This is a genomic window from Alteromonas sp. KUL150 (assembly GCF_009811475.1).
GTDB lineage: Bacteria > Pseudomonadota > Gammaproteobacteria > Enterobacterales > Alteromonadaceae > Alteromonas > Alteromonas gracilis.
On the sequence record NZ_BLIJ01000060.1, the window covers coordinates 137,246 to 153,830 of the forward strand.

16 protein-coding genes are annotated in these 16,585 nt (G+C 43.7%); 6 read left to right on the plus strand and 10 right to left on the minus strand.

Annotated elements, in window-relative coordinates; translation table 11 throughout:
* Positions 1-55 precede the first annotated feature (55 nt).
* Positions 56-472, minus strand: a complete 417-nt coding sequence (gene arfB / locus GVO62_RS14365) for an alternative ribosome rescue aminoacyl-tRNA hydrolase ArfB (RefSeq protein WP_159119803.1) — start codon at positions 470-472, stop codon at positions 56-58.
* Positions 473-613: 141 nt separating this feature from the next.
* Between arfB and GVO62_RS14370 the strand changes: the two genes are divergently transcribed.
* A complete protein-coding gene (locus GVO62_RS14370; protein WP_159119804.1) occupies positions 614-1,549 on the plus strand; it encodes an alpha/beta fold hydrolase in 936 nt (311 codons plus the stop codon).
* Between the two features lie 12 nt (positions 1,550-1,561).
* Here the strand turns inward: GVO62_RS14370 and GVO62_RS14375 are convergent, their stop codons facing one another.
* The 4 genes from GVO62_RS14375 to GVO62_RS14390 all read right to left on the minus strand — a co-directional run bounded on the left by GVO62_RS14375 (position 1,562) and on the right by GVO62_RS14390 (position 3,575).
* On the minus strand, positions 1,562-1,996 hold the full coding sequence (locus GVO62_RS14375) for a hypothetical protein (protein WP_159119805.1): 435 nt from the start codon (positions 1,994-1,996) through the stop codon (positions 1,562-1,564).
* Between the two features lie 76 nt (positions 1,997-2,072).
* On the minus strand, positions 2,073-2,516 hold the full coding sequence (locus GVO62_RS14380; protein ID WP_159119806.1) for a hypothetical protein: 444 nt from the start codon (positions 2,514-2,516) through the stop codon (positions 2,073-2,075).
* A gap of 129 nt (positions 2,517-2,645) precedes the next feature.
* The gene (locus tag GVO62_RS14385; RefSeq protein ID WP_120962556.1) at positions 2,646-3,209 is read right to left on the minus strand and encodes a CBS domain-containing protein; all 564 of its coding nucleotides are present in this window, start codon (positions 3,207-3,209) and stop codon (positions 2,646-2,648) included.
* A gap of 45 nt (positions 3,210-3,254) precedes the next feature.
* Complete coding sequence (locus tag GVO62_RS14390; protein WP_201282663.1) at positions 3,255-3,575, minus strand: hypothetical protein; 321 nt, start codon at positions 3,573-3,575, stop codon at positions 3,255-3,257.
* Between the two features lie 286 nt (positions 3,576-3,861).
* Here GVO62_RS14390 and GVO62_RS14395 point away from each other — a divergent pair, with 286 nt between their 5' ends.
* Together GVO62_RS14395 and GVO62_RS14400 are read left to right on the plus strand one after the other, a co-directional pair.
* Positions 3,862-4,389 (plus strand): cytochrome b, encoded by a 528-nt coding sequence (locus tag GVO62_RS14395; protein WP_159119807.1) that lies wholly within the window; start codon positions 3,862-3,864, stop codon positions 4,387-4,389.
* A gap of 21 nt (positions 4,390-4,410) precedes the next feature.
* The gene (locus tag GVO62_RS14400; RefSeq protein ID WP_105932575.1) at positions 4,411-4,977 is read left to right on the plus strand and encodes a YceI family protein; all 567 of its coding nucleotides are present in this window, start codon (positions 4,411-4,413) and stop codon (positions 4,975-4,977) included.
* A gap of 120 nt (positions 4,978-5,097) precedes the next feature.
* Here GVO62_RS14400 and GVO62_RS14405 read toward each other — a convergent pair whose 3' ends face one another.
* Positions 5,098-6,390: an NAD(P)/FAD-dependent oxidoreductase gene (locus GVO62_RS14405; protein WP_159119808.1), complete on the minus strand. Its 1,293-nt coding sequence runs from the start codon at positions 6,388-6,390 to the stop codon at positions 5,098-5,100.
* Positions 6,391-6,599: 209 nt separating this feature from the next.
* Positions 6,600-8,669: a TonB-dependent receptor gene (locus GVO62_RS14410; protein WP_159119809.1), complete on the minus strand. Its 2,070-nt coding sequence runs from the start codon at positions 8,667-8,669 to the stop codon at positions 6,600-6,602.
* A gap of 308 nt (positions 8,670-8,977) precedes the next feature.
* Between GVO62_RS14410 and GVO62_RS14415 the strand changes: the two genes are divergently transcribed.
* Together GVO62_RS14415 and GVO62_RS14420 are read left to right on the plus strand one after the other, a co-directional pair.
* Positions 8,978-9,421, plus strand: a complete 444-nt coding sequence (locus tag GVO62_RS14415; protein WP_159119810.1) for a DUF2721 domain-containing protein — start codon at positions 8,978-8,980, stop codon at positions 9,419-9,421.
* Positions 9,422-9,698: 277 nt separating this feature from the next.
* Complete coding sequence (locus tag GVO62_RS14420) at positions 9,699-10,583, plus strand: LysR family transcriptional regulator (RefSeq protein WP_159119811.1); 885 nt, start codon at positions 9,699-9,701, stop codon at positions 10,581-10,583.
* Between the two features lie 104 nt (positions 10,584-10,687).
* Here the strand turns inward: GVO62_RS14420 and GVO62_RS14425 are convergent, their stop codons facing one another.
* Entirely contained in the window at positions 10,688-12,043 is a 1,356-nt protein-coding gene (locus GVO62_RS14425) for an OmpP1/FadL family transporter (RefSeq protein WP_159119812.1), read from the minus strand.
* Between the two features lie 386 nt (positions 12,044-12,429).
* Between GVO62_RS14425 and GVO62_RS14430 the strand changes: the two genes are divergently transcribed.
* Positions 12,430-13,428, plus strand: a complete 999-nt coding sequence (locus tag GVO62_RS14430; protein WP_159119813.1) for an NADP-dependent oxidoreductase — start codon at positions 12,430-12,432, stop codon at positions 13,426-13,428.
* Positions 13,429-13,490: 62 nt separating this feature from the next.
* On the opposite strand, the gene GVO62_RS14435 is transcribed toward GVO62_RS14430, so the two are convergent.
* Both GVO62_RS14435 and GVO62_RS14440 read right to left on the minus strand, forming a co-directional pair.
* A complete protein-coding gene (locus GVO62_RS14435) occupies positions 13,491-14,555 on the minus strand; it encodes a sensor domain-containing diguanylate cyclase (protein WP_159119814.1) in 1,065 nt (354 codons plus the stop codon).
* Between the two features lie 95 nt (positions 14,556-14,650).
* Positions 14,651-16,576, minus strand: coding sequence for an ATP-binding protein (locus GVO62_RS14440; protein ID WP_159119815.1), 1,926 nt, complete (start codon positions 16,574-16,576; stop codon positions 14,651-14,653).
* Positions 16,577-16,585 lie beyond the last annotated feature (9 nt).

The following is a 16,585-nucleotide window of genomic DNA, read 5'->3' on the forward strand; positions in this document are numbered from 1 at the left end:
TCCGTTGTCTTGCGAAATGACCTTTTATAAGCCTCATACTTTAGATTAGTTTTGATTAAAATTCCACTTTCTTACGCATAGATTTTTTAACGCCCTGTTGTTTTTTTACATCAACCCGACGTGCTTTTGCCGCTCGGCTTACCTTGGTTTTTATACGCGGCTTTTGCTCAATCGTTGCTGCTTTTATCCAAGCGACAAGTCGCGCCAACGCATCTTCTCTATTTTGTTCCTGTGTGCGGTAATTCTGAGCTTTTAATACAAACACACCCTCATTGGTAACACGCTTGTCGTTTAACTGAAGTAACTTCTCTTTCAATCTTTCAGGTAAAGAAGAACCGTAAATATCAAATCGTAAATGGATGGCACTGCTCACTTTATTGACATTCTGCCCTCCACTGCCTTGGGCTCGAATAGCCTGTAAATCCGCTTCACTATCATCTATTGTGATACTTCGCGTTATTTGTAATTCCATCTTAGTTCCTAATTATCGCTCGCTTTATATAGCTACGTGCAACCGTATGCATCTACGCTATAAATCATTATCACCAAGGCTTACTTGACCATTATTGCGTTAACCGCTAGGTTAAATTTCACTCCACATAGGAAGCGCTCGATGATTGTTGTTCTGGTACTCTTGATTTGTATCATTGTTGGACTAATTTGGTTTACTTCAAAAATGGACAACAATATTGAATCAGCATTCACACCGGCGGGAAAACTTACTCCTGTATCAGGTGGAATTATTCATTGGCAAAAACAAGGTAATGGGCCTGCCCTGATACTTATTCACGGTTTACTAGGCAATAGTAACAATTTTAATGCGTTAGCAAAAACGCTTGCTCACCGCTATACGGTTTACTTTATTGACCGGCCAGGAAGCGGATTCTCCACACGTTACAAACGCACCTCTGCAAGTTTTGAACAGCAAAGTAAGATGATTTTAGAGTGGATGGAGAAAGAAAACATTACAAACGCTAGTATTGCCGGACATTCAATGGGTGGAGGGATTGCGCTTCGAATGGCTATCGATGCGCCTGAAAAAATTGCTTCAATATCGCTTTTATGCCCGCTTACTACTCCTTTAAAAGGCGGTGCAGGCCCATTGTCCGTGCTTTACATACCTAACGAGTTTGTGCGTAAGAGCGTCTCAAAAACCATCGCTAGCCCGCTAAGAGCAAGATTCGGCCGAAAGCAACTTGCGCAAATATTCCATCCTGAGGCTGTTCCGCCTTCTTTTTCAGTAGAAGGTGGAGGTATTTTGGCGCTTCATTCACGCAGCTTCTATGAAGGTAGTAGGGATACAGTATCTGCGCAGGGCAGTTTGTTCAGACAACAGTCTAGATACAGCGAAATCACTTGCCCAGTAGGCGTACTGTATGGTGAAAATGATGAGATATTAAAGCCTACTGACCATATGAACGCCGTTACAAATGCAATCCCTAATGCTAAAAGCGATATTATTCCTAATGCGGGCCACATGATCCCAATAACTCAAGTTCAGGCTTGTGCAGATTTTATCTGCGATATCGATTCTAACGATGTCATTTAAATATCGGGAAATCTAGTGAACTCTTGCGCCTGTTCTAACTTTTCGTTCTTGATGGGCAAATTCAACGGTAGCAAGTGCACTCTGGCGTCCTGAACAAGATTGCTTTAATTTGCGAAGTTGGTCAGCAACTCGTTCTACACCGTCATACTCTTTACACATCTTCAATGGTGACATCTCAAGGCTTACATTGTAGCTGGTGAACCACACCCGCATTTGGTCAGTATCCCCTTCTGACAGCGTGATGAGTAAATGATACATACGAATGAACGCAAGCTGTTTCCGATACTCTATGGTTCCGCTTTCAAACCCTAGTAATGTAGTTTGAGCAAGAGAAGATGGGGAAATACCTAATATTTCAGAGGCTTGCTTAATACTTAAACCCAGTTCTTGGTATGCCCAAGTAAATGCTTTGGTCACAACACTGGTTGGAAATAGTGATCTGTTCATGGTATCGCCTCGTTTCAATGCACAATATTACGTTGATGTGTTAACTAGTTGCGAAATGCGTACCACTTTTACTCTTTCATTTTAATGCCACTTTTTCCAAGTGTTCAGACATATTCTCATGTTCGATTGAAAACCCTTTGTCTGTTAGCCATTCCACAGCTTGAGCAATAAAATCTACAAAAATTGTGTCGATATTAAGGTCTCGATAAACCCGCTTCAGTTGAGCTTTGGTGGTCGCTTTAGCGCTGGAATCTCCCATCACCAGAGCAACGTGAGTAAGGCCGAGTGGATGCATAGCAGCCGTGCGCTCTCGCAACGAAGCCTCGGCATCAGGAACAAGTAAGGACTCCCCAGATAAGCAAACGATATTACACCATGTCTGACCAAATAGGCTCTCAGCTTTCTCGCGATATTCCTTTGCGAAAAGTGTGACGCACTCTCTATTCCAAGGACCATAAGCCTGCGTAACAATCGCGCTTCCACATCGAGTAACAATAAATTCGCCGTGAGCATACTGCATAAAACCATCTAGCCTTCTATAACGATATTTAGATCATCCATAGGCATACGCCTGTGTAAGCTTTTCACTGCGCATTGCTTTATGACAATGCGCAGTAAAAGTATGGTTCAAAATTGGCGGAATTAAAAATTAAGCAGCGAGAATAGTGATGAGTTCTGCAAAGGTCGGGCGCCCCTGAATATCAAGCGGAACGCGCAGCTCTCTAGCAATGTCACTAACGCTGATGACGCCGCGGATTTCGTGACTATCTCTGTCCATAACAAGGCAGTGATGCTGGCCGTAGTCTTTCAACGTTTCAATCACATCACCCACCGATGAGTGAGTCAGTTCGGTAAAGTCAAAAGACATTAAAGAGGTCTTCGGCCGCATAAAGTCATAAACAGTCAATTCATCGCGCTTTATTTTAAGCTCACTTAAACGCTGGATAATGCTTTGCTCACTAACGTCATGACTTGTAACAATACCAATGAAACGATTATGACTGTTAACCACCAGCATCATTCGCACATGAGATTGACGCATAATAGACTCAACTTTTGTTGCCGGGGTACGCGCATCGATAACGTGCGGCAAGTGTTGCTTGAAGTCCGTAAATACCGCCATTGCAGACGAGTTTAGAGTAATGGTGTTTTCAACAACCGGCCATGCCAACGTGTCGATAGCTTCGGTTTTATATAGATTTAAGGCGTGCATACCTTCTCTCCTAATCAAAAATAAAAAATATGGTTTTTAAAGTGATTAAGTATAAGAAGGTGGTCCTCTGATGATATTAGCGCGCAGCTTAGCGTAAGATTTTGCCTCAGCTATATTGCCAGTGCAAAAAATATACTTTTCTACACCAACATTAACGTGGAGAGACGCTAAACCGTCATCCAGGTCGTCATCAACATCATGAACTGACCGTTCCCACTCTTCAGCAAGGGTTGCTAGTGCTGTGGTTTTGCTGAGCTCGTTGGCACTATTTTGCACACCTCGGCTCTCTCCCAATGCAGAGACGGTAACCAGTGATGAAAATAGCGCTGGCAATATGACTGCCAACAAAACGTATGAAACGCGCAAAGCGTGAAACCTCAACTGTAAAGACTAATTCTTTGGGTGGTCAGCCACCTTTGTGGCTCCCTATTTAAACTATAAGTGTATTTTGCACGTTTAATAGAGGCACTTGGCGCATTTTATCCTCCATTAAACGACACATAATCTGAATTTAGTAAATTATGAACCGTCGCTGTGGTCGCTTACGCCATTCTTTATTCTATAAAAAAGAACAAATGCTCTCATTAAAAGTGATGTTTGGTCGAAGAAATTGAAATTACACTAGCGTTAACACTCGTTATATGGAAACGAAATGAAATCTAGGTGGCCCCGACTTGTTGTGTTTCTTCATTGGATAACCGCATTTGCTGTTATTGGCATGTTTGCATCGGGCTTGTGGATGGTAGACCTTACTTATTACAGCGACTGGTATAAAACCGCTCCTCATTGGCATAAAAGTGTTGGCTTGCTGTTGCTAGCGGTTACTGTTCTTCGGTTAGCTACTCGGGCTTTTACTTCACGTCCTCCTTCATTAGGCACTGCCACAGAAAAGAAGCTTAGTCATCTTGGCCATACGCTTCTATACACGTTAATGATTGCGCTGTTTGCCAGTGGCTATTTGATTTCAACCGCCGACGGAAGAGCCATCGATGTATTTAACTGGTTTGCAGTTCCTGCCGTTGGCGAGCTATTTAACAACCAAGAAGATCGTGCCGGAGATGCACATTTTTATATTGCATGGTCAGTGATAACAATGTCAGTGATACACATGCTTGCAGCCTTAAAGCACCATTTCATAAACAAAGACGACACAATGAAGCAGATGTTACGGCTTCGATGACATTAAGGAAAAGGAGAAATTATGAAGAAGTTAACACTTGCACTAGCCGCTGCGCTATCTTTAAGCACTGCTCAGGCCGCGGATTATGTGATTGATAGTAAGGGCGCACATGCATCTATCAATTTTAAAATTCAGCATTTAGGTTACTCATGGCTAACGGGTCGCTTTAACGATTTCAAAGGCAACTTTAGCTACGATGATAGCGCACCAAGTGCAGCAAAAATTATGGTAACCATTGATACAGACAGTATCGATTCAAACCATGCAGAACGTGACAAGCACCTGAAAAGCGATGACTTTTTAAATGTGGACGATTTTCCCCAAGCAAAATTTGTAAGTACAAAGATTGTTGATAAAGGCAATGGCATGATGGATGTGATGGGCGATTTCACATTACATGGTGTAACTAAGCCAATTACTATTGAAGCCAAGAAAATTGGTGAAGGCAAAGATCCATGGGGAGGCTATCGCGCGGGCTTCATGGGTACTACTACAATTGCCCTTAAAGACTATGGTATCGATTACGACTTAGGGCCAGCGTCTCAAACCGTGGAACTCGAGCTTCACGTTGAAGGTGTGAAGCAGTAATAGAGCGTGCAGATATTTTTTGACGTAAACGAAAAACCGTTTACAAAGCGCCTCCCTAAGACCTCAACTATTCGGTCTTTGGGAGGCGTCTTATTTGAAGGGCTTTTCGTTATATAGAGACTAGTGAAGTTTCAGTTTCGGGCTTATTGCCTGACTCAACTTTTTCACAATTAGCTTAAGCGCCCCTTTCATTTTTCCGTGAACCGCAAACTGATGCATGTTATACAAAGAGACATAAACTAGCTTGGCTAATCGCCCCTCAATAAACATACTACTATTTGATAGCGAGCCCATTAAGCTTCCTACCGTACTGTACTTACTTAAATGAACCAGCGAGCCATAATCTTGATACGTGAAATCTTTGGCCTCTTTCTGGTTAAATAACGACGTTATGTTATGAGCGACGATATCGGCCATTTGATGTGCCGACTGGGCACGGGGTGGCACCCATTTACCATTGTCTTGCTGAAAGCCGCAGCAATCGCCTAGCACCCATATATTTTTGTGCGTAGAGCTTCGCAGTTGCTTATCAACCAAAATTTGATTGGCGCGATTAGTTTCAAACAGATCTAATTTTGTAATGAAGTCTGGTGCTTTAACACCCGCAGCCCACACCATTAGATCGGCATCAATACGGCTGCCGTCCTTGGTGATTAATCCATTTGAATCTGCCTCAGCCACCATGGTTTGCTCTTTTATATCTACACCCAACTTGTGTAGCGCTTTTCTGGCTGAATTAGCAATGCGCTCGGGCAATGCAGGTAATATACGCTCGCCGGCCTCTACGATCGTAATTTTCAATCGTGATGCAGACATATCAGGCATTCCATAGGCTTTCGACAAGTTAGCCACATGGTGAAGTTGAGCAGCAAGTTCAGTCCCCGTGGCACCCGCTCCCACAATGGCAACATCAATTCTTGCATCTTTGTCTTCTTGCTGGTTTATGCGAATAAGCTGATTGAGCAGCGCGCGGTGAAAGCGCTCGGCTTGCTTTAGAGAGTCGAGAAAATAGCAGTAGTCTGCTACGCCCGGTGTACCAAAATCGTTGCTTACACTTCCAATGGCCAGTACCAGCTGGTCATAATGAATTTCACGCTCAGGTAGGACCTGCGTACCCTCTTCGTCAATCAATGGCAACAAGGTTATGGTTTTTTCATTCGCATTAAGTGAACACATTTCACCAAGCTGAAAACGGTAATGATGAGCTGCAGCATGGATTGCATAGTCCACACCGTCTGAATGCTTATCTATAACACCGGCGGCTACCTCATGAAGTAGCGGCTTCCAAATATGGGTTCGACTTCGGTCGACGAGGGTGATTTCGGCTTGCTTTTTTCTCCCGAGGGTGCGGCTTAAGCGACTGGCTAATTCAAGACCACCAGCACCGCCACCAACAATTACTATTTTTTGCATGGGTATACCTATTAACAATCATTCCACGTATATCGCCTGCTTCGTTAAGAGAAAAAGCGCTATACATGGCGTAACTGCGACCCATGCTGATTATTACAGACTACGCCCGTCGCCCATTATGCACAAGCAAATCGCGTCCATAGCCTGTATTTTCAAGATTAATAGTTATACCAGTCCGCATAGATAATTATCAGGAGTTTTTATTTTCTTTACAGAATAAACGATGCGGAAAGCATAAAATTACGGGGTCTGCCAGGGAAGTAACGCGGGCCAGAAAAACTCGTGTAGTCAGCGCGTTCGGCGTACTCAGTATCTAGCATATTGTTGATGCGCGCATATAGGGTAATGCTATTTGTTACATCCCAGCTTATTCGACCATGAACCAAGTCATGACCATCATACTCATTGAGATTTTCAGCGTCGGTATAGTAGCTAGACACATGTTGCCATTCCAACTGAGCCTGTATTTCCTCTGTAACGTCATAGCTTAAACGGGTATTGAATAAAACTTTAGGTGCCGTATCAATGTCGTTGCCCTTAATGTCCAGCTCACCTGAAAGTTGACTGTGCTCGTAAGTATGCCTTGCATAAGTGCCTGCAAAATCAACGCGTAAAACGTCACTCAGTTGCTGGTCAAAAGTGAGTTCAACACCTCGGTGCCACGTCTCTCCGTTGCTAACGTTAAAAAAGTCGCTATCGCGATAAATTACATTATCTTTTTCCAAGCTATAAAACGACAGCGTATAGCCACCTGAAAGTAATGAACCCGTAATACCTAGTTCAACGTTATCAGCCGTGACTGATTCAAGCTCGGTCACCGTTTGAGCACGCTGTAAACGATAGAGTTCAGTAGCTTGGGGCGCGCGATAGCCGCGGGCTACCCCACCGAAAAGTTGAATTTGGGGGCTAAGCTGATAGCGCAATGAGAGCTTAGGGCTGAAATTGTTATAATCATTTTCACTGTCTGCCGGTCGAGAATAGCGGCAGCCACCAAATCCACATTCAGTTCCATTTTCTCGTACACGACCTGTGTTCATGTTATTGGCGTAGTCGTACCGCATAGTTTCAAAGCGTCCGCCTAACTGAATAGCCCACTTATCATCCTGCCAATTCAACGCAAAAAACGGCGCGAGCAACGTTGCATCAACGTCATAATCGTAGTGTTTACCGGCCGGTATGGTTTCAACTAAAAAGGCCGAGCCTTCGGTAGGGCCTTGTTGAGATTGCGTCAATTCCCCCTCTGTGTATTCAGCATCAACGCCAACATCTAACGATATCCTGTCGTTTACCACATAGTTAAACTGTGACAACACGCCCACGCCCTTTTGGGCGTTCTCTTCAAGGGGTTTTCCCGGTAAAAAGTGCATGCGAAAACGCATATCTTGATTACGTATGTAGGGGGTCACTGATAGTGCATGACCTCCCTCAAACGTTGTATCGAATTTGCTCCATAGCCTAAAACTTCGAGCGTTTCTAAACGCTTCGGGGTTGGGATTACTTCGTGCTATCTGCGTATCTTTATAGCTTTCAAACCCCTCTATATAGCCCGCCGTTTCCAGATCTAAGTGTGTATATGTCATCCCGCTGGTGATAATGGTGTTATCCCACTCTAATCTATGACGTAAAGACACTTTTTCCTGGTCGACACCTTCGTCATCTCTGTAGCCCGTATCACGGGTTAAGCTAGCCGCTATACCTACGCCACTGCCGCCAAAATCCTTTCCTTCCTGAAGCTTAACTCGATGAAAACCGTATGAGCCATAATCAAACCCCAGTATTCCATCACCTTGTGTTGTATCTGGGGTGATGACGTTAATAACTCCGTGAATTGCATTTGAACCATATAACGCAGAAGCTGGCCCTTTGATGACGTCAATACGCTGTGCCATCTCGCCATGGGCTTCAAACAGTTCATTAATATTACAAAAACCCGCAGCACGCAGGGGTATTCCGTCTTCTGCTGCTAATATTCCTCCGCAGGCGCCAGCACCCGTAAGAACAGGCGAGCGAAGGGCAGGTAAATACTCTTGCCCATTTCCTCGCTGAACGCCAGCACCAGCAATGTAGTTAAGCGACTCTTGGATGTGCTGAAAAGAGAGCAGTGATAATGTTTCTTCTGAAACTGAAGAAACAGCGTAACCAGAGGCATTCACTTTTCCTTGAATACGAGAAGACGTGGTTTCTATTCTTTCTACATCTGACATCTCCTGCGCCCCTGCTAACATTGGTAAGAGAGAAATAGTTAACAATGACAGGGAAAACAGAGGGAAAACGCGCATTATGAATCCTTATGCAAAAGAGATGTGTCGTAAGTCAGAAACACTATTCTACTGTGAATCAAGCCGTGAGTGAGTTAAAAAGCACTAAACTTAGGCAAAGTGTTAAGTTTAGCAGCCGTTATCTGGTATAAGCATTGGCTTACACTTTGCTTTTACTTTAATTTTCGATAATTGGTTTGCCTCTACATAAGCTGTTCTTCAACAAGTGCATTGAAATGAAACTTTCATATGACTTTACGATTGGGCAGAGGCAAAAACGTTTGTTAACTCTTATCAATTTTAATTTGCCTAGCTGACTGGAGAAATTGTTGGACACACTTATACCTAGCCTTTCACAACTTATCGAATTTGCCGTGGCGCCTGTGTTTTTGCTTACCGGTATTGCGGGTTTTCTTAACGTCATGTCTTCGCGATTGGGGCGCATATCTGACCGGGTCAGAGTGGCAGAGCGACAAATTCATACCCTGTCAGACCCACACATTGTAGACCGCTCTAAAAAAGAAATTAAAGTACTGTGGCGCAGGGTGAAAGTCATTAACTGGGCTATTGGCCTTTGTGTAGCTTCAGCGCTCTTAGTGTGCACCGTGATCATGGCCTTGTTCTCAGGATCGCTTTGGGTGGTTGATCTTAAAACACCCGTTATTGTTTTGTTCATTTTGGCAATGATGTTTCTAATCAGTGCACTTATCGTTTTCCTCGTTGAAGTAAAGCTAGCAACAAACACTATTAACATGGTCAGGACCATTCGATAATATTACTGCCCACAATTAAAAACTGGTGATTATAGAATAAGTAAAAGGCCGGGCAGATAAGCGGGTTTATTGTCTGAACCCGCCTCTTTGTTATGTGGAGTGTTATTGCTTACTTCGCTGTGAAGCGCTGAAGTTTTAAACGTAAGTTTTGAGTAAAAACTTACGTAAAAACGATCATTAACCATTAAATAAGATAGAATTCGCCCTCTTATATCGTTAATTTGCTACAAATGTTCACTCATAAGTTTACGGCCAATCGAAAGGATTAAACTGCGCCATGAATACTAAATTACTTCGCTCCCTTCAGGTATTTACCGCAGTAACAGACAGCGGAAGCATGAGTGTCGCCGCGCGAGAACTTCACATGACGGTCTCTGCAATTAGCCAGCAATTAAGAAAGCTAGAGCATGATATTGGCCTTAGCCTGTTCAATAGAAATACGCGAAGTTTGAGCCTAACCGAAGCGGGGCGCATCTACTACGAGACTAGCAAGAAAATGCTGCAAACCGCAGAACTTGCCCAGCAAAAGATAGAAAGCCTTCAAGACGACCCTACTGGTAAAATCAATATTATTGCGCCAGAAGGTTTTGGTGGCGGTCTGCTCAGTGAGCCGCTGAAGAAGCTTTGCGAAGAATTTCCGAAAATAACCATCTCGCTTACCGTCACCGATGAACCCAAAGATATTATTGCGTCAAGCGCCGATCTAGTTCTTTGCTTCGCCCCTGTTTCTGACACTAATTTCAGTAGTTTAGAGCTAGCTACGTGGAAGCGTATTTTATGCGTATCTGCAGAGCATCCGTTAGCGAACACTAATCTTTCAAACCCTGAGCAACTCGTTAGTCACGCTTATATTGCTCATCGACATATCGAAGATTACGTGATGGTTCACAAAGACAATGGCGACTATGAACTCGATACACAGCGTATTGATGTAAACTCGATGCAAACGCTGATTAAGCTCACTCAAGATGGATTAGGTTATGCAGTACTGCCAGAACCAGAAGTGAGGCATCTTTTGAAATCTGGCGATATGAAACAACTCTTTGCTGATTGGACGCTGCCTGATTACACGGTGTATGCAGTAACGCCAAAGCGAGATTTAATGCCTGCAAAAATCAGTGCTGCAATTACTTGTCTACAAGACTTGTTTGCGCAAATTTAAGCATCAGTTTTAATTACTTCGATAAGCTATTGCAAGGGTTAGCCTGATAGCTCAAACAAAAATGGCAGCGTTCAAGCTGCCATTTTTATGAACAACGTTTCTAATTAGAAACGTGTATTAAGCTGAACACTAAGAATATGAGCAGTCGCAGACTGTGTACCTGTGAAGTTAGTGGTGAAGTCTGTACCAGGAAGAACGTTGCTCAAAATAGTTCTGTCTTTATTGATGTTTGCTTCACGGCCATCAATAAATACGTAAGCCACATCAATTGAAGTGTCTTCACTCATGGTGTAAGTCATACCACCAGAGAACCAGTGACGGTCAGTATCTGGAATACTCAGCGAGCGGTTCTCTACCGAAACCACTCCATCGTCGTAAGCATAGCCAGCACGAAGGGTAATTTCATCGTTTAGAATGTAGGTAACACCAAGCGCTGCGCGCCATGAGTCATCGAAGTTTTCTTCTTTTATTAAGAAGTCAACGTCATCTTCTAGGTTGGCTTCAAGCTTTTCGAACGTACTCCAATCGGTAAACGTTAAGCTCGCTTGCACAGACCATTGGTTATCGATTTTCTGGTCAACCGCTAATTCAGTAATAGCAGCAAGATTCAAGTCAAGGCTACCAGGCTGGTTAAGATTAATAGGAAAAATAGGCGTTTCTGAAGATACTGCACCTTCAAGCTCTAATTTTGTTTCAGCACGGTATGAAAGCGCGATATTAGTCATGTCAGTTGGCTGCCAGAAAACACCGGCGTTCCAACCGAAGCCAATATCATCACCTTCCATGCTAAACAACGAATTACCAGCCGTAAGTTGTGGCAAGGTAACGCCAAGTGCCTCAGCGCTTGGCGCTAAATCAACCAAGGTGTCAACAAGGGTGTTTGAAACGCCAGAGCCAATTTCGGCTTCCGCATATGTAATATTCAAACCAAAGCCAACCATAAGTTGCTTGTTTACTTTATATGAAACAGCTGGGTTCACCGTTACAGTTTTCACTTCTGCTGTGTCGGCAAAATGAAGGGCTCCGAAGTCATCTGAGTAATCTGAACGAAGACCATAAGTAGTGAAAACTCCAACACCTGCAGAAAGTTTATCGTTGATAGGCGAGACATAGAAGAAACCAGGAACAATTGCTGTATCAGCGATGTTGTCTTCTTGCGCTGCACCGCCGCCGACGATGTTGCCGCCGAGGTTATAGGTAACCGCACCATTGATATCTACATTCGGGTCGATAAAGCTTGCCGATGCACTGAATTCAGCTTCTTTAAATACACCAATTGCCGCAGGGTTGGTCGCTAAAATCGATGCATTCTCTGGCTTTGCCGCCTGACCAGCCATTGCGCGGCCTAGACCGTTTGCGCTGTGTTCATTGACTTGGAAACCAGCTGCCAGCGCTGAAGAAGAGGCTAAAGTAGCAAGCGCTAGGCAAACTGAGGCACGTAAAGAAAACTGTTGCTTCATAAGATACTCATTGTAATAGAGGAAAATTGCAGCAGGCATTCTACGGATCTGGATAGTTTTGTTCAATGCAAGTAAACGTTATTTACGCACTTTTATCGCATTTTTTACAATTATAGCGACACTTTCGCCGCATTTATAAACAAAATTGAAAACTCACAGTTAATACAAGATCACAATATTGTTAATAGTTTTTTGCAATTATCACTATCAACCATTGGAACTAATCTAATATTTAATTCAAATTCATAGAAAAGTGGCTTGATCGGTTGAGTTAGTTCCAGCAAGCCCCACCTTTTACTAAGTAAGTGATAGCGCCAAAAAACTGCGGCGGTGTAACTTAACATGCCAAGAAGGCAGACACTTTTTAATTGTTACTGGAGGATACAATGTCAACGTACAAAGCAATAACGCTGGTTCAACGTCCCAACGACCAGAAGATTGGCCCTCACCTTTTTGAAACCAAAGAGTTAGACGTTCCTTCTGTGAAGGACGGGCAAATTCTGATAAAGCAAACGCACATGTCGTTAGACCCCGCAATGCTTGGTTGGATGAGCGAAGACAGAGAAAGCTATATTCCTCCAGTAGAACTTGGCGATGTAATGCGTTCGAGCGGCGTGGGTGAAGTTGTAGAGTCGAAAAACTCTGATTTCTCTGTTGGCGATAAAGTTATGGGTATGACAGGCTGGAGCGAGTATGTACTCAGTGACGGTTCTGGATTCAATAAGCTACAGGATGGTGTGACAGAAGAAATGGCGCTATGTGTGTTTGCATTGCCGGGTTTAACTGCCACCACAGGGCTTTATAATTTTGGCGAGCCTAAAGAAGGCGAAACACTTATAGTTACAGGAGCAGCAGGCTCGGTTGGTTCGATGGTAGGACAGCTTGCAAAAGCTGACGGCTTACGTGTTATAGGTGTAGTCGGTAGTGATGAAAAAGCGGACTGGATTGTAAATGAGTTAGGCTTTGACGGCGCGGTTAACTACAAGAAAGATGATCTGGAAGAAAAGCTAGCCGAACTGACTCCTGATAAAATTGATGTTTTCTTTGAAAACACGGGCGGCCCTATTCAACATCACATCTTTAACAGAATGAACGCTCATGGCCGTATTGTTGTGTGCGGCATGATTGCTGATTATCAGTCCGAAGAACCTTCACCGGGTCCAAACTGGATCCCATTAATTAAAAAACGTATCAATATTCGCGGGTTTGCTATGCCTGATCACTGGGGTGAAATTCCTCAGCTATTACAAAAGCTCACGCCCTACGTACAGCAAGGTAAAATTAAGTACCGCGCACATACGATAGAAGGTTTAGAAAATGCTGAGAAAGGCTTAAACATGCTTTTTGAAGGTAAAAATACCGGCAAAATGATTGTAAAACTGTAGTAAGCACGGGCAATAGAATTGGTGGGCGTGGCGCACGTCGTTTCGCCCCTCATTCTGTAAAACTAGGCCTCTTTTAACACGAACTGGGCTTTACCTCTTTCCTTAGCGTCATAAAGCGCTTTATCCGCTTCATCAATAAGCCAGTCGATGGAGCAATTATTAACAGACTTCGCAAACACCACACCAATCGAACAACTTACAAGCGGGTGCTTCGCATCTTGTGCGTGTTGCAACGCTGCTTCTTCCCATTCATTTAAAAGCGCCTGACAGTGCTTCGCCACTTGGTCTTTTTTGATATCGCTTAGCACGATAATAAACTCTTCGCCGCCATATCGCCCCAGTATATCGGTTTCCCGCTTAAATACCTGCTTCATGATGCGCGCCTGTATTTTTATTGCTTCATCACCCTGCTGATGGCCAAAAGCATCGTTGTACTTTTTGAAATCGTCCAAGTCGAGCATCAATACTGCCATTGAAACCTTATGCCGTTTACTTAATGCCAACAGTTTTTCGCTTTGCTCTCTTAAAGCACGTCGATTCAGTAAGTCAGAGAGCGGGTCGTATTTACTTAGCTTGAGCAGTCTATCGTTCGTTTGTTTTAGCATTTGCACACTTCGGTCTAAACGGTAGCGAGCATATACACAAATAAATAGCGACCCCGATACGAATGCCGCAGAAATTGGCACTCTATCGCCGTAAACAGGCGCTACCCACATTAGGCCAAGGAAACCCAGGATATTAATGAGGTTAACGGTTATCGCCAGTTTAAAGGGAATACCGAGCGCAAAAACACAAAAGAAGGCATATAAGATAGTCCCCTCGTAGGGAAAAATAAAATCATGCTCAGTCCAACATACCCAAATGAGCCAATAATTGCTGTATGAAAGAGCGACAAGCAACGTTGCAAAGACAATAGCCCTGTGTTGAATAAACTTGCGCCAATAGGATATTGCTATGACTGTAAGTATGATTGGAAATTGGATAAGTAAACGGTCAAAAATGTACAATTGGTACATGGAGCTTGGCAATAACAACAAGTCAGCGGCCATGAAGACGAGCACGAGTACAGCGCCGATTATGAGCGCAATTCGCAGACGCCTCAATTCACTTGGTTTATTAAAACGCACACGCCATCCTATGCATCAAGATTGAATGCAGACCTAAGCGCTCTATTCATTAAGCGTTCATTCACTTATGGAATCTACAAAGACACTCAGTAACTCTACTTATTATCAGTGACTTCTTGCTTAATCGCCAGTTTTACCAAGCTTTCTTGTAACGCTTCAACAGTAACAGGTTTGGTTACAATATCGTCCATTCCTGCCTGCTTAAATACTATATGGCGCTCTTTGAACGCTTCTGCAGTCAAACCTATCACCGGCGTTTTGCCCAAGTCGCCATTTAATTTGCGAATGCGCTTCGTGGCTTCTATCCCATCCATAACTGGCATGTGAATATCCATAAAGACTACGTCAATGCCACCTTCTTCAACCCGTGCAGCCGCTTTCAGCCCATTGTCAACGTGCTCTACAATACAATTGAGTTGCTCTAGAAGCGCTTGTGCTACTACTGCATTGATCGCGTTATCTTCTGCCAGTAAGATTTTCAATCCCGATGGCAAGCTTGCATCACGAGCCTTCTTTACCAACACGGAATCAGTTGAAGACTCAACTTTTAAGCGAGACTGTACATTGGCTGTAACGGTAAAACACGAGCCTTCGCCTACCTTGCTTACGACTTTGATGTCGCCACCTAGTAGCTGAGCAAGCTGTCTTGCTATGGCAAGCCCAAGACCTGTCCCCCCGTATTCTCGGGTAATCGATGAATCAGATTGTGTGAACTTATCAAAAATGTGTTCTAACCTATCCGGCTCGATGCCAATACCACTATCTTTTACCGCAATAACCAAACGGTTCTCACCCACAGTTTCCGTTGACGGCTGCTTAAGCTTTGCGGTAATCCTCACCGTACCTTTATGCGTAAACTTGATGGCATTACTTACAAGATTAATAATAATTTGACGAAGCTTGGTGATATCACTCGTTACCGCCACAGACTCAAGGTTCTTACTTGTATATACCAAACGGGTATTGTTACTGCTGGCATTAGTCCCAAGTAACGTGATGAGTTCGTTAAGCATAACATTGAGGTCAAACTCAGTAACGTCCACTTCCGACATACCAGACTCAATTTTAGACAAATCCAGTACATCGTTTATGACCGTTGCAAGAATAGATGCCGAAGACTTCAAATCACTTGCATATTGATGTTGCTTATCTGAAAGCGGCGTTTCTAACAGCAATGCTGCTAACCCCTGAATGCCGTTTAGTGGAGTACGAATCTCGTGACTCATCACAGCAAGAAAATCGGTTTTTGCTCTATTCGCCTGCTGCGCTTGAGCGACATACTGCTCTATTTCACCAGACATTGCCTCAACATCCCGCGCAAGGCCTCCGAGTTCATCGTTTTGCTGTAAATCGATGGTGACCTTTTTATGGTCTACTGCAATTCGGCTAGCGGCCGACTTAATTTTTTCAATGGGCGATACAACTAAAATCTGGGTTACGCGCCCCATAAGAAGGCTTACAGTGACAACGGCAAACAGCGTAACGAGAACAGTGAGCCACGCTATAGTAAACAAAGAAGACTGCAAAGGTTCAGCTGGCTGTAAAACCGTCACCTTCCAGTTCCACGGATTGAATTCTGAACACGCAAAAAGTACATCTATGTCATTAACGTTAGACTCTCCAAACGCCACGGTGCGATTGGCAATGGTGGCCATGCTGGCGCCCTCGACATTTAGCGATACAGGGGCCTTCATCGTGCTAAAAACAAGGGTTTCGGTACTTCTATCACTTATCGCAAAGTGTCGGTTGGTTGCCTGCTGTAAGGACTTTAGCTCTTCAAATACCTCTTTTTGATAGGCATCCCTGAACACAGGCACGTTTTCAAGACCTGACTCAATAAGCAATTCACGTCGTTCGTTTATGATTTCCATTACGTTCAATGTGAGTGTTTGAGTAAGAAGCTGATACTCTCGTTCACGAACTGAATCATAGGCTGTTAAGTAAGCCCAGTAGCCTGTCACTGCCATTCCAATTAGCAATATTGGAATGTATATCATCAATAGTTTCGTTTTAATCCGCATATTAACTTT

Coding starts and splice junctions, on each gene's coding strand:
- GVO62_RS14385 (WP_120962556.1), bottom strand. CDS start 3,209: ATGCACGCCTTAAATCTATATAAAACCGAAGCTATCGACACGTTGGCA.
- GVO62_RS14410 (WP_159119809.1), bottom strand. CDS start 8,669: ATGCGCGTTTTCCCTCTGTTTTCCCTGTCATTGTTAACTATTTCTCTC.
- GVO62_RS14425 (WP_159119812.1), bottom strand. CDS start 12,043: ATGAAGCAACAGTTTTCTTTACGTGCCTCAGTTTGCCTAGCGCTTGCT.
- GVO62_RS14375 (WP_159119805.1), bottom strand. CDS start 1,996: ATGAACAGATCACTATTTCCAACCAGTGTTGTGACCAAAGCATTTACT.
- GVO62_RS14430 (WP_159119813.1), top strand. CDS start 12,430: ATGTCAACGTACAAAGCAATAACGCTGGTTCAACGTCCCAACGACCAG.
- GVO62_RS14440 (WP_159119815.1), bottom strand. CDS start 16,576: ATGCGGATTAAAACGAAACTATTGATGATATACATTCCAATATTGCTA.
- GVO62_RS14405 (WP_159119808.1), bottom strand. CDS start 6,390: ATGCAAAAAATAGTAATTGTTGGTGGCGGTGCTGGTGGTCTTGAATTA.
- arfB (WP_159119803.1), bottom strand. CDS start 472: ATGGAATTACAAATAACGCGAAGTATCACAATAGATGATAGTGAAGCG.
- GVO62_RS14395 (WP_159119807.1), top strand. CDS start 3,862: ATGAAATCTAGGTGGCCCCGACTTGTTGTGTTTCTTCATTGGATAACC.
- GVO62_RS14370 (WP_159119804.1), top strand. CDS start 614: ATGATTGTTGTTCTGGTACTCTTGATTTGTATCATTGTTGGACTAATT.
- GVO62_RS14380 (WP_159119806.1), bottom strand. CDS start 2,516: ATGCAGTATGCTCACGGCGAATTTATTGTTACTCGATGTGGAAGCGCG.
- GVO62_RS14420 (WP_159119811.1), top strand. CDS start 9,699: ATGAATACTAAATTACTTCGCTCCCTTCAGGTATTTACCGCAGTAACA.
- GVO62_RS14400 (WP_105932575.1), top strand. CDS start 4,411: ATGAAGAAGTTAACACTTGCACTAGCCGCTGCGCTATCTTTAAGCACT.